Source organism: Azospirillum lipoferum (assembly GCF_024170005.1).
GTDB classification, from domain to species: Bacteria; Pseudomonadota; Alphaproteobacteria; order Azospirillales; family Azospirillaceae; genus Azospirillum; species Azospirillum lipoferum.
Genome location: NZ_JALJXJ010000009.1, coordinates 368759 through 381545 on the forward strand (window position 1 = coordinate 368759; position 12787 = coordinate 381545).

A 12787-nucleotide genomic window follows, 5' to 3' on the forward strand; every position below is an offset into this window, starting at 1 on the left:
CCTGATCTGCTCGTCTCGCCCCGCCACGATCAACCGGGCGGCCCGCAAGGCAAACGGGTCGGGGTTATCGGTGGACCGAATGCCGCCGATCAGCCGATCAGCCCGATGTCGTGGGTGGGGATGTGGTCAAAGCCCATCCCGTAGACCGGCGAGTTCGATGCGAGGCTGTAGTCGTGCGCCCCCGGATTGACGAAGCCCGGATCCAGTTGCACCGAGCCGTTGTCGTAGCCTGCGGCCTTCCACTCCGCCAGATCGCCCTTGCCGCCGCCGGCCAATACCTGCGGCCAGACGTCGAACATGTCCTTCGACGTGTCCAGGTTGCTGTAGAAATTGTTGTGGAAGCTGCCGACATTGGCCGGGCCGTAGATGTGAACGGCGGTGCCGTCGCGGACATCGACGACGTTGCCGGAGATGTCGTTGCCGGTCATCTGATGACCCTGCCAGCCGCTCCAGGCGACTGGCTGCTGAAGGCCGATCTGGGCGCCGCTGTTGTCGGCGATCACGTTCTCGGTGACCGTGTTGTCCCAGCCGCCATGGAGGAACACGCCGCCGATATTGCCGTGGACGATGTTGCCCTTCACCGTGGCGCCGCTGGTCCAGTCGTCGAGATAGATGCCCCAGCTGGCGACGTCACCCGACGGGTTTGTCGCGGTGGTGCCGGTCACCTCGTTGTTGACCACGGTGTGGTCGGTCAGGTCCTGCTGGCGGTTGATCAGGTAGATGCCGCCGCCGTCGTTGGACTCCAGATTGGCGTCGACCACCTTGTTGTTGGCGATGGTGACCCGGTGGGTGGCGTCGCTGCCGTCCGTCTGGACCGAACCAACGGCGATGGCCTTCTCCGGTGAGTCCTCGACCAGATTGTGGGTGACCTTGACGTCGGAGCTGCCGTTGATCCAGATGCCGGCATCGCCGCGGTCGGCGGCGTTGGGGTGCGTGATGTGGTTGTCCGACACGATTGTGGCGTTGGAACCAGCCTTGACGAAGATGGACTCGGCGCCGGTGCTGTCGAACTGGTTGCCGACGACCTTGCTGTTGGCGCTGTTCTGCACCGTGATGCCGTAACCGCCACCCTTCACCGCGTTGTTCGCGAAAGTGAGACCGGAGGCATTGTCGGCGAAGACATAGTGGCCGCCGACGACACCGTCGGCGAAGGTCAGCCCTTCGATGGTGACGTTCTTGGCGCCGCCGAGGCCGAAGGACACCGTGGCGTTGGAACCGCCGTGGATCACCGCCTTCTCATTGCCGTAGCTAGTGAAGGTGACGCCGGAATCCTGGCCGTCCAGCCACAGCCCGTTCTGGTGATAGTCGCCGCCGCGGATGTATGTGGTGTCGATGTTCGGGTCGGCGCGCATCGCCTGCTGCGCCTTCTGCAACGAGGCGAAGGGACCGTCGGTGCCGTCGGCGTTGGGAGCGGCCAGCTTCCCCGACCAGCTGTCGTTGCCGTTGGTGGCGACATAGAAGCCGGGTTCGGTCGGCTTCGGCACGGACGGCGCGGGCGTGGACGGTGTCGGCTCGCTCGGAGGCACTTCGCTGACCGGCGGGATGGTGGGGGGCGTCACGCCGGATGCGGGGAAATAACCCTTGTCCGCATCGACGACCAGGGTGCCGTTCCACCACAGGCCGGCCTGACCGTCGGCGACGTCGTGGCCGTCCAGGGCGCCCTTGTCATAGGTGACATGGTCGGCAGTCGGCAGGACCGACTTGCCGTTGATGGTGATCTCGTTGACGATCAGGTTGCGGTCGGTCCCGTGGAAGATTCCGTCATTGTCGTACTGAACCTCCACCTTATGGCCCTGGCCCTGAACGATGTCCGTCTTGAAGACGAAGTCCTTGGCCGTGGCATCCGTGGTGCCCTCACCGATCTTCTTGCCGTCGACCAGCAGGTTGAAATGCGCGTCGAGAGTGCCCTTCGCGCTCACCGTGATGGTCGAGTTCCCGGAGGTCGTGGCCATTGATCCGTATCCTTAGCGGTTTTGATGCGGCGCCAAGATGGTCAAGACGGCTGGGGCAATGGTGAGGCATTTTCCGTAGATTTGACGAATAAGGGGTAAATTCTGTTATAACTCTGCGACTAAACATAAACTATCTTTGGGTATAGTACGCATAGTCCTGAATAGAATCGGTAAGTAGCACCTCTGTAGACCGTATGATGCTTTTTCTATTCTGAATGAGGCGACGGGATGATCGGCGACTATGGGGCGGGAGCTTGCCGATTCGTTCTGTGGAAGCCGGCGAAGCAGTGTTCCTCTGTCTAATGCTGCTTGGCGCCGGCTGCCGAGAATGGCTGGTAACGCTCCCTACACTCCTTCGCCCTGCTGTCCCTGCTGGGTCAGGGTGGCGATGAAGCGTTGGGTGCGTTCGCGGGCGGGATGGGTGAACAGGGTGTGCGACGGGCCGGATTCCACGACCTGTCCGGTATCGAGGAACACCACCTCATGGGCGATGCGCGAGGCGAGGCGCAGGTCGTGGGTTGCCATCACCATGGTGGTGCCCTCTGCGGCCAGCGTGCCCAGCACCTCCACCACCTCGCCCGACAGTTCCGGATCGAGGGCGGAGGTCGGCTCGTCGCACAGCAGCACCCGCGGTGACGGGGCCAGCGCGCGGGCGATGGCGACGCGCTGCTGCTGGCCGCCCGACAGGGTCGCCGGCCAGGCATCGGCCTTGTGGTCCATGCCGACCTTGCGCAGCAGGGCCATGGCGCGGTCGCGCGCCTTCTCCGCCGGCCATTTCTGCACGGTCACCAACCCTTCCATCACATTCTCCACCGCCGTGCGGTGCGGGAAGAGCTGGAAGTTCTGGAACACCATGCCGGTCTGGCCGCGCAGCCGCTGGATGTCCCTCCAGCCGGGCTTGCCGCCGGGCTGGAAGGACAGCTCCTCCTCGCCGATGCGGACAGTGCCGGAGGTCGGGATCTCCAGCAGGTTGATGCAGCGCAGCAGCGTGCTCTTGCCGCCGCCGGACGGGCCGATCAGGGCGGTGACGCGGCCTTCGGCCACGGTGACCGACACGCCCTTCAGCACGGTCAGGTCGCCGAAGCGCTTTTCGATGTTCGTCAGCCGGATCACGACTTGGCCTCCAGGAAACCGCCATACTGGTTGAGCCGCTTTTCCAAGCGGACCTGCAACGCCGATAGGACGGAACTGAGCGCGAGATAGATCAGCGCCGCCTCCACATACAGGATCAGCGGCTCGTAGGTGGTGGCGACGATGCGCTGGGCGGCCTGGAACAGCTCCGGCACCGTGATGGCGGCGGCAAGCGAGGTGTCCTTCACCAGCGAGATGAAGCTGTTGGACAGCGGCGGAACGGCGACGCGAGCGGCCTGCGGCAGGATGGTGCGGCGCATCGCCTGCGACCAGCTCATGCCGATGGAATAGGCGGCCTCCCACTGGCCCTTGGGCACCGAGCCGATGACGGCGCGGATGATCTCGGAGGTGTAGGCGCCGACATTCAGCGTGAAGCCGATGAGCGCCGCCGGGAAGGCGTCCAGCACGATGCCGGCGCTGGGCAGGCCGTAGAAGATCAGGAACAACTGCACCAGCAGCGGCGTGCCGCGGATGATCCAGACATAGAAGCGGACGATGGCGGCCAGCGGAGCCGGCCCGAACAGCCGGACCACCGCCGCGACCAGCCCGACAATCAGGCCCAGCGCGAAGGAGGCCAGCGTCAGCGGAACGGTGAAGACCAGCGCCGCCCACAGCAGCGACGGAAGCGAGTCCGCCATCAGGGTAAGCCAGTGCAGCACGGGGAAGGTGCCTCTTATGAAGATGGAACGACAATGCCCCCGGCCCGGAGAGGGCAGGGGGCATCGTGGAAGGCTTGGATATAAAGCGGGAAGGTTACTTGGAAACGTCGGCGCCGAAATACTTCTGCGAAATCGCCGTGTAGGTGCCGTCGGCCTTCATGGCGGTCAGCGCCTCGTTGATGGCGGCGACCAGCTTGGCCTCGCCCTTGCGGACGATGATGCCGGACTGGTCGGCATTGTCCTGGGTCGCGGCGATCTTCACATTGGCATCGGGCTTGTGCTTCTTGAAGTCGAGGAAGGACAGGCTGTCGTTGACCGTCGCATCGGCCCGGCCGTTCAGGACCAACTGGATCGACTGGTCGAAGCCGTCGGTACCGACCAGCTGCGCGCCCGACGCCTCGGCCAGCTTGCCGAAGTTGCTGGTCAGCGACTGGGCCGACTTCTTGCCCTTCAGGTCGGCGAAGCTCTTGATCGCGCTGTTGTCGCCCTTCACGATCAGCACGGCGCGGCTGGTGATGTAGGGGTCGGAGAAATCATACTTCGCCTTGCGCGCCTCGGTGATGCCGACCTGATTGATGACGGCGTCATAGCGGCGGGCGTCCAGGCCGGCGATCAGCCCGTCCCATTTGCCCTCCAGGAACTCCGCCTTCACGCCGATGCGCTTGGCGATCTCGCGCCCGATCTCCACATCGAAGCCGACGAGCGCGCCCGAGGCGTCATGATAGGTGAAGGGGGCGTAGGTCCCTTCGGTGCCGATCTTCAGCACGCCGTCGGCCTTGATGCGGTCCAAATCGGCCTGAGCGTGAGCGGCGGAGACGGCGGCGACCTGAAGGAGGCCGGCGATGAGAAGCGATTTCAGCCATTTCATCGGTTGATGCCCAATGTTTCTTGCGTGCGAGGTTAGGTTGGTCCGCCGCCCTTGGTGCGTTCCGGCCGAAGCCTTCCAGCGGATGCTCTGTATGGCGTTGGGCGGCTGTGGCTACGCTACAGGAAAGAATATATCCTAACAAGGGAATATAGAACTTATTTAGCGAAAATAAACTGTATTTATTGTTTGCTGCATTCGGGAGGCAGTGGAGAATCTGTGTTGCCGCGTGGAGAGGCCCAGGCTGAGCCACCGTCTACCCGGTGCAAGACCCTTGTATAGTGGGTCGGGCGATGCCGGGGCTTGTAGGCTCCAAACCATCAAGGTTGCCCCATAGAGCTTCTCCCATGGAGGTTCCATGTCCCTGATCGACACCCGCAGGCGGCAGATGTTCCCGACGCTCAGCGTCGGACAGCTGGAGACCGTCCGGCGCTTCGCCGGTTCCGGGTCGCGCCGTTTCGCGCCGGGCGAGCCGGTGTACGGGGTTGGCGACCGTCACCCACCGGCCTGGTTCGTGCTGGAGGGCAGCATCGAGACCAGCCATCGCAATGGGCTGGGGCATGAGACGGCGATTGCCCCGGTCGGTCCCGGCCAGTTCACCGGGGAACTCAGCCAACTGGGCGACCGTCCGTCACTGGCTGCGGGAACCGCCGGCCCCGATGGATGCATGGCCTTCCCCTGTGATGCCGCCCATCTGCGCGCATTGCTGGTCGGATCGGCTGAGATCGGCGAGATGGTGATGCGGGCGCTGATCCTGCGGCGCGTCGGCCTTCTGGAGTCCGGGGATGCCGGATCGGTGCTGGTCGGGCGGGCGGACGCGCCGGATGTCGTCCGGCTCCAGGGCTTTCTGCTTCGCAACGGGCATCCCTGCTCCGTCCTCGACCCCGACGGGGATGCCGAGGCCGGCGCGCTGGTGGAGCGTGCCGCGGTCCGGGAGGACGACCTGCCGCTGATGATCTGCCCCGACGGTACGACGCTGCGCCGCCCCACCAACGCCCAGGCCGGATTCGCGCTCGGCATGACCGCTGGGTTGGAGTTGGGCAAGCTGTATGACGTCGCCGTGGTCGGCGCCGGGCCGGCCGGACTGGCGACCGCCGTCTATGCCGCGTCGGAGGGGTTGTCCGTCCTCGTCCTCGACAGCCGTGCCATCGGCGGGCAGGCCGGGGCGTCGGCCCGCATCGAGAATTATCTGGGCTTTCCGACCGGCATCTCCGGGCAGGCGCTGGCGGGACGGGCCTTCAACCAGGCGCAGAAGTTCGGGGCCGACATCGCGATTCCTGTCGAAGTCGGAGAGATCGACTGCTGTGACGGCGGTCCCTTCCGCATCCATTGCGACGGTGGCAAGGACGGCGGTTCGGTGATCCAGGCGAGAACCGTGGTGGTGGCGTCGGGCGCTCGCTATCGCCGGCCGGATATTCCGGGGGTGGAGAGGTTCGAGGGGGCGGGGGCCTCCTATTGGGCCTCGCCCATCGAAGCCAAGCTGTGCGCCGGCCAGACGGTCGCCCTGATCGGCGGCGGCAACTCGGCCGGGCAGGCGGTGGTCTTCCTTGCCCCTCATGTCGAGACGCTTCACCTGATCGTGCGCGGCGGCGGTCTGGAGCTGTCGATGTCGCGCTATCTGATCGACCGCATCATGGCGCTTCCCAACGTGGTGTTGCACACCGGAACCGAAGTGGCGGCGATGGAGGGAGACAGCGCTGGGGGCTTGAGCGCCGTCACTTTGCGGGACCGCACAACGAACGCGCAACATCGCCTGCCGGTGGGCCATCTGTTCCTGTTCATCGGCGCCGACCCGCACACCGCATGGCTGAAGGACTGCGTGACGCTGGACCGCAGGGGATTCGTGCTGACCGGCGCCGAGATCGGCGATGCTGTCCCCCGTCTGCCGCTGGAAACCAGCCGGGCCGGCATATTCGCGGTCGGTGACGTCCGCGCCGGATCAACCAAGCGTGTCGCTGCCGCTGTGGGGGAAGGGGCGGCGGTCGTCTCGCAAATCCATGGTGTGCTTGCCCAGGTCCGCTGACCGCAGAACCGCTTCCCGGCTTCCAAGCGGCTTGTCCCGGGTCAGGATGCCCCCTAAGTGACCGGCCGACGAAGTGTCTTTAAACTCCCGACAGTTACCGGACACAGCAGAATCCGGATTCAGCCGCTTGGGGGGAGTCGCATGAATATTCGTACGAAAATTCTGTGCGCGAATATCCTGATTGCCGCTTTTCCGATCTGCATGGCGGTCGTCCTCGCATGGGATGCGGTCGGCGCCTTGCAGCAGCGCCATCGGACGGAACGCTCGCTCTATGCCTTCGAGGCGACGTTGCAGATCGGCCCGTTGCTGGCGAGCGAGCGCGGGCGCTGGGCGGTGGCGTTCGACAATGACAAGCCGCTGGAAGCTGCCGCGGCCAAGCCGCTGGACGATGCCGTCGCCGTCACCGACGCAGCGATTGAAAAGGCGCGGGTGCAGATCGAGGCCGCCGGTCTGTCTACCGGCCCCATCCTGAACGCCGCCAACCAGATGAAGGCCGCCCGCACGGCGGCCCGGCAGGCGGCGGAGCAGGCGAAGCCCGCCCGCCCGGCAACCATCGCCGCGGTCACCATCGATGCCATCGCTGCAGCCAATCAGAGTGTCGGCAAGGCGATCGACGACACCTACCGGTCCACCATCGTCAACGGCTCCGACCTGTTCGGACACGTCAATCTGGCGCGGCTGGCACAGGACATGCGCGACATCGGCGGCACCCGCTCAGCGTCGGTCGGGTTGTTCGTTGCCGGCATGCCGTTTGGACCGGACCGCTTGCAGGCCGCGACGGAGATGACCGGCAAGGTCGCCGTCCTGTGGCAGATGATGCAGCAGGCGGTGCTGAATCTCGGCAATCCGCCGGAACTGACAAAGGCGCTTGACCATGTGCGCTCCACCATGATGACGGAGGGGGAGCAGCGTTTCCAGAGCGTGCTCGACGCGGCGCGGAAAGGCGTGCCGTCTCCGGTCGCGCTGGCCGACTGGCGTCCCTGGGTGACGCCGATGCTGAACAACATCCTGGTGATGCGCGATGCGGCCATTGCCGTGGCCCATCAGCGCAACGACGAGAGCGTTGCCGAAGCCTGGACACAGCTGATCCTCGCCGGTCTGGTTCTCGCCGCGGTATGCATCACCTTTGGCATCGTGCTGATCATGCTGTCGGTGCAGGTGACGCGCCGCCTGGGCTCGCTGACCTCAACCGTGGTGCGGCTCGCCGACGGCGACCTCGGCGTCGATATCGCCTACTCAAAGCTGCCGGACGAGATCGGTGCGATGGCGCGGGCCATCCAGGTGCTGAAGGAAAGTGCTGTGGAGCGCGTTCGGTTGGAGACCGAACAGGAAACCCAGCGCGCCGCCCGCGAAAAGCGTACCGCTTCGGTCGAACGGCTGGTGCAGGACTTCGATCGCACCGTGTCGGCCATCCTGAGCAGCGTCTCCGGCGCCTCCGCCCAGTTGAGCGACACCGCCGGTTCCATGGCCACGCTGGCGGAGGAGACCAACCGGCAGGCGTCCGCCACCACCGCGGCGGCGGAGCAGACCTCGATGAACGTGCAGACCGTGGCCTCCGCGACCGAGGAGATGACGGCGTCGATCCGCGAGATCAGCGAACAGGTCTCCCGCTCCAACAGCGTCGCCGCCCGGGCGGTGCGGGAAGCGCAGGACACTACCGGGTCCGTCCGCAATCTGGCCGGAGAGGTCGCGCGCATCGGCGAGGTGGTGAAGCTGATCCAGAACATCGCCAGCCAGACCAACCTGCTGGCGCTCAACGCCACCATCGAGGCCGCCCGCGCTGGCGAGGCGGGCAAGGGTTTCGCCGTTGTGGCGAGCGAGGTGAAGCAGCTCGCCAACCAGACCGCCAAGGCGACGGAGGACATTTCCGCCCAGATCGACAGCGTCCAGACCGCTACCCACGGCACGGTCAGCGCCATCGAGGGGATCGGTGGTACCATCGGCACGATGAACGAAATCGCCGCGACCATCGCTGCCGCCATCGAGGAACAGAGCGCCACCACGGCGGAGATTTCCCGCAACGTCCAGCAGGCGGCCCAGGGCACCGGCGAGGTCAGTGGCAACATCGCGCAGGTACATGAGGCCGCCGCGCAGACCGGGCAGGCGGCATCCCAGGTTCTCGACGCCTCCACCGGCCTGACCCGTCAGGCGTCGGACCTGCGTCGGGAGATCGAGACCTTCCTGTCCGGCATCCGCGCCGCCTGAACCGCTGACGGCGCCGTAATACGAACGGCAAGGCCGATATGACCAATCGGCGCGCCGCCCTGTCACCAGTTGCCCTGACGTTTCAGACCCTTATGATTGTCTGCAACGACCGCCCGGACGTCCGTGAGCGGTCTGACAAGGATGAGGGGTCGGGACATGAGTGACGCGACGGCTGCCGGCTGGATCGAACTGACGGCGGCGGACGGCCATCGGATGCGCGCCTATCGCGCGCCGGCCAAGGGCGAGGAGATCGGACGTCTGATCGTGGCGCCGGAAATCTTCGGCATCAACCATCACATCCGCAGCGTCTGCGACGGCTTCGCCCAGCAGGGCTTCACCGCCGTGGCGCCGGACCTGTTCGACCGGGCCGAACGCGGCGTGGAACTGCCCTATGACGATGCCGGCATCCAGCGGGGCATCGCCCTGAAGGGAGCGGTGGCGACCGCCGACGCCTTGCAGGACATTGCGGCAGCGCTGGCCCACCTGGGCGGTGAGGGGGCGGCGGCCATCGTCGGCTATTGCTGGGGCGGCAGCATGGCCTGGGCCTCGGCGGCGGTGCTGCCGGTGCGGGCGGCCGTCTGCTATTACGGCGGCGATATCGGCAAGACGCTGGACAGCGCCCCGCGGGTGCCGACCCTGCTGCATTTCGGCGAACAGGACCACGCCATCCCGCTGTCGGTCGCCGAGGGCGTGCGATCACGTTATCCATGGGCGCCGGTGCATGTCTATCCGGCTGGCCACGGCTTCAACTGCGACGAGCGGGGGAGCTTCCATCCGGAAAGTGCGGTTCTGGCGCTTCGCCGGACCGTCGGGCTGCTGCGGGCCGTGTTCTGACCGGAGCCTGCCGAGCTTCCTTCCGCCCCAGCCGGATCGGCCAGCGGCGGAAGGCCAGCAGCCCGATGCAGATCAGCGCATAGACCAGCGGTGCCGTCTGCCAGCCCTTCACCAGCATGACGAAGTGCAGGCAGCCGGCCAGCCCGGCGACGAAGACCGCCTTGTGCAGGGCGCGCCAGCGCTTGCCGCCCAGCCGCTTCACCATGCCGTCGGTGGAGGTGGCGGCCAGTGCCGTCAGGATCAGGAAGGCGCCCATGCCGACGGTGATGTAGGGCCGCTTGACGATCTCCTTCCAGATCGCCGGCCAGTCGAAGAACTGGTCCAGCCCGACATAGGTGGACAGATGGACCAGGGCGTAGAAGAAGGCGAACAGCCCCAGCATCCGGCGGAAGCGCGCCAGCCCCGCCACCCCCGTCAGCATCCGCAACGGGGTCAGCGCCAGCGCGATCAGCAGGAAGCGCAGGGCCCACAACCCGCTGGTCTTGACGCTTTCCAGCACCGGCTCCGCCCCCAGCTCGCCGGTATAGGCGAGCCAGACGGTCCAGCCCAACGGGACGAGGGCGAGGGTGAAGACGGCGGGCTTGGCCCAGTGCGAGGTGAGGGCGGCGTTGGCGGCGGCGCGCCAATCGCCGCTAGGGGACGCGATCGGGGTGGCCATGGTCAGTAATTCGCCTTCAGGTCCATCCCGGCATAGAGCGACGCGACCTCCTCGCCATAGCCGTTGAAGGGCAGGGTCTTGCGGCGGGAGAATTCGCCGACCCGCCGTTCCGTCGCCTGGCTCCAGCGCGGGTGGTCGACCTCCGGATTGACGTTGGAATAGAAGCCGTATTCGCGCGGCTGCGACTTGTTCCAGGCGGTCGCCGGCTGGTCCTTCGTCAGCGTGATCTTGACGATCGACTTGATCGACTTGAAGCCGTATTTCCACGGCACCACCAGCCTGATCGGCGCGCCGTTCTGGTTGGGCAGCACCTCGCCATACATGCCAACGGCCAGCAGGGCCAGGGGGTGCATCGCCTCGTCCAGCCGCAACCCCTCGGTATAGGGCCAGTCCAGCACCCAGGAACGCAGGCCCGGCATCTGCTTCGGGTCGTTCAGGGTCTGGAAGGCGACATATTTGGCGTTGCCGGTCGGCTCCACCCGTTTCAGCAGCTCGGCCAGCGGGAAGCCGACCCAGGGGATCACCATCGACCAGCCTTCGACGCAGCGCAGGCGATAGATGCGCTCCTCCATCGGGAACTTCAGCAGATCCTCGATGCCGATGGTCATCGGCTTGGCGACCTCGCCACCGATGGCGATCTCCCACGGGCGGGTCTTCAGCGTGCCGGCATTCTCGGCCGGGTCGCTCTTGCCGGTGCCGAATTCATAGAAGTTGTTGTAGGTGGTTGCCGACTTCATCGGAGTCGTCGGGTCGAACTTCGGATCGGCCGGCTTGATCGTCGTCTGCGCCTCGAAGGCAGCGGCCAGCGCATTGCCGCTCCACACCGGCAGGCTGCCCAGCGCCATGGCGGTGGCACCACCAACCATCAGGCTGCGGCGCGACAGGAACAAGTCCCGCGGCGTCACCTCGTCTTCGCGCGCCTGCGACGCGGCAGGGAACCTGAACAGCATCGACCCTCTCCCGAACGGACCATTCCTGCCACTAACCATAGGGCTGCGGCGGGCTGTCGGCAAATCACAGGGTCTACACGATTGCGTGAGCGGGTGCGTGAACCGGGGATTATCAGCGTCGGCCGAGCGGAATCACCACGGCCGGTCCACCGAACCCGCCGCCACGCACTGCGCGGCGTGTGGGAAAGGGCAGCACGTCGGCGGGCGGACGCGGCGGGCTGAGCAGCGGCAGCCCGGTGAAGGAATGGGCAAGCGCAGCGCCCTGGTGGCAGGCGCGCATCCAAGAGAGCATGCAGCACATCGAAGCCTGCATGGTAAAAGTCCAAAGATTCATCGCCGAGCCTCGGGCTGTGATGTGTCGGATCGTTTTGCCCTGCGGGAGGCGGCCGGTGCCGGAGGGGCCCGCCGTGGCTGGATCCATAACGATGGCGGCCATGGAATCGTTCCGAAGCCTGGGCTTCGTGCGTCTGCCGTCCGGCTGAGTTAAGCCGGTGACAAAGCCCGCCAAGCTCAAGAAAACGCCTCCTCCGTCCTAAGTCATAGGCATAATCCTTACGCCGGAAGGCGGAGTGCCTACCAAAGGCCAAGTTGACCGGAATCGCCTTTACTTCATCGTGCGGGGCTGTAGGACTGCGCAGTCACGCTCCGGATGAGGATGGAGTGCGCACGCTGCTGGTGCGGACGTTCGGAATCCCGGTTGTGGTGGCTTGCGTTTTCTTCGACCGCGCAGTGGGGCGGTCCTTGGAGCGATCCTACAGATGGGCGGAGCGCGGTCCATGGTGGGCACGGCGCGGCGATTGGGGAACAGCATGACGGCGATGGTCGAGACGGCGGACGCGTTGGATCCGAAGGTTCTGCTGATGGCCCTGCGGCAACTGCGCAAGGGTGAATTCTCGGTGCGGCTGCCGCTGGACCTCACCGGAATCGACGGCGAAATCGCCGCTGCCTTCAATGACGTGGTCGAACTGAACCAGAACCTGACCACCGAGGTCAGCCGACTCAGCGTCGCCATCGGCAAGGAAGGCCGCATCAGCCAGCGCGCCAAGCTGAACAATGCGTCCGGCGGATGGGAAACCTGCGTCGACAGCATCAACACGCTGGTCGGCGATATGATCCAGCCGACGACGGAAATCGCCCGCGTCATTGGTGCCGTCGCCAAGGGCGACCTGTCCAAGACCATGGCGCTGGAAATTGAAGGCCGCCCCTTGCAAGGTGAATTCCTGCGTACCGCCCGCAACGTCAACACCATGGTGGAGCAGCTCGTCACCGTCACCACCGAACTGACGCGCGTGGCGCGCGAGGTGGGTATCGAGGGCAAGCTGGGCGGTCAGGCGCAGGTGAAGGGCGTTGCCGGCACCTGGAAGGATTTGACCGAGAACGTCAACGTGATGGCGGCGAACCTGACCGGTCAGGTCCGCAACATCGCCGAGGTGACCACCGCCGTCGCCAAGGGCGACCTGTCGAAGAAGATCACCGTCGATGTGAAGGGCGAGATCCTGGAACTGAAATC

11 protein-coding genes are annotated in these 12787 nt (G+C 65.7%); 4 read left to right on the forward strand and 7 right to left on the reverse strand.

The features are described 5' to 3' along the window. Positions 1–89: 89 nt before the first annotated feature. The 4 genes from J2848_RS21565 to J2848_RS21580 all read right to left on the reverse strand — a co-directional run bounded on the left by J2848_RS21565 (position 90) and on the right by J2848_RS21580 (position 4610). Entirely contained in the window at positions 90–1952 is a 1863-nt protein-coding gene (locus J2848_RS21565; RefSeq protein WP_149233274.1) for a right-handed parallel beta-helix repeat-containing protein, read from the reverse strand. Positions 1953–2297: 345 nt separating this feature from the next. Then, positions 2298–3065: an amino acid ABC transporter ATP-binding protein gene (locus tag J2848_RS21570; RefSeq protein WP_149233275.1), complete on the reverse strand. Its 768-nt coding sequence runs from the start codon at positions 3063–3065 to the stop codon at positions 2298–2300. Continuing rightward, positions 3062–3742, reverse strand: coding sequence for an amino acid ABC transporter permease (locus J2848_RS21575; RefSeq protein WP_149233276.1), 681 nt, complete (start codon positions 3740–3742; stop codon positions 3062–3064). The genes J2848_RS21570 and J2848_RS21575 overlap by 4 nt, the downstream gene beginning before the upstream one ends. A 94-nt stretch (positions 3743–3836) precedes the next feature. Next, positions 3837–4610 (reverse strand): amino acid ABC transporter substrate-binding protein, encoded by a 774-nt coding sequence (locus J2848_RS21580; RefSeq protein WP_149233277.1) that lies wholly within the window; start codon positions 4608–4610, stop codon positions 3837–3839. 355 nt (positions 4611–4965) lie between these two features. On the opposite strand from J2848_RS21580, the gene J2848_RS21585 reads away from it, so the two are divergent. The 3 genes from J2848_RS21585 (at position 4966) to J2848_RS21595 (ending at position 9669) form a co-directional block, all read left to right on the forward strand. Further along, on the forward strand, positions 4966–6630 hold the full coding sequence (locus tag J2848_RS21585; RefSeq protein WP_149233278.1) for an FAD-dependent oxidoreductase: 1665 nt from the start codon (positions 4966–4968) through the stop codon (positions 6628–6630). A gap of 201 nt (positions 6631–6831) precedes the next feature. Beyond that, the gene (locus tag J2848_RS21590; RefSeq protein WP_246194057.1) at positions 6832–8835 is read left to right on the forward strand and encodes a methyl-accepting chemotaxis protein; all 2004 of its coding nucleotides are present in this window, start codon (positions 6832–6834) and stop codon (positions 8833–8835) included. Positions 8836–8991: 156 nt separating this feature from the next. Next, the gene (locus J2848_RS21595) at positions 8992–9669 is read left to right on the forward strand and encodes a dienelactone hydrolase family protein (RefSeq protein ID WP_149233280.1); all 678 of its coding nucleotides are present in this window, start codon (positions 8992–8994) and stop codon (positions 9667–9669) included. On the opposite strand, the gene msrQ is transcribed toward J2848_RS21595, so the two are convergent. The 3 genes from msrQ to J2848_RS21610 form a co-directional block, all read right to left on the reverse strand. Then, positions 9581–10327, reverse strand: a complete 747-nt coding sequence (gene msrQ / locus J2848_RS21600; protein ID WP_149233281.1) for a protein-methionine-sulfoxide reductase heme-binding subunit MsrQ — start codon at positions 10325–10327, stop codon at positions 9581–9583. The two genes, J2848_RS21595 and msrQ, sit on opposite strands and share 89 nt — an antisense overlap. A 2-nt stretch (positions 10328–10329) precedes the next feature. Further along, positions 10330–11277: a protein-methionine-sulfoxide reductase catalytic subunit MsrP gene (msrP, locus tag J2848_RS21605; RefSeq protein ID WP_149233282.1), complete on the reverse strand. Its 948-nt coding sequence runs from the start codon at positions 11275–11277 to the stop codon at positions 10330–10332. A 112-nt stretch (positions 11278–11389) separates the two neighbouring features. Then, positions 11390–11713 carry a hypothetical protein gene (locus J2848_RS21610; RefSeq protein WP_170307143.1) on the reverse strand — a complete coding sequence of 108 codons (324 nt, stop codon included), beginning with the start codon at positions 11711–11713 and terminating at the stop codon, positions 11390–11392. Positions 11714–12053: 340 nt separating this feature from the next. Here J2848_RS21610 and J2848_RS21615 point away from each other — a divergent pair. Further along, positions 12054–12787, forward strand: a 734-nt coding sequence (locus J2848_RS21615; RefSeq protein ID WP_253568709.1) for a HAMP domain-containing protein, incomplete at its 3' end; no start/stop codon positions are given.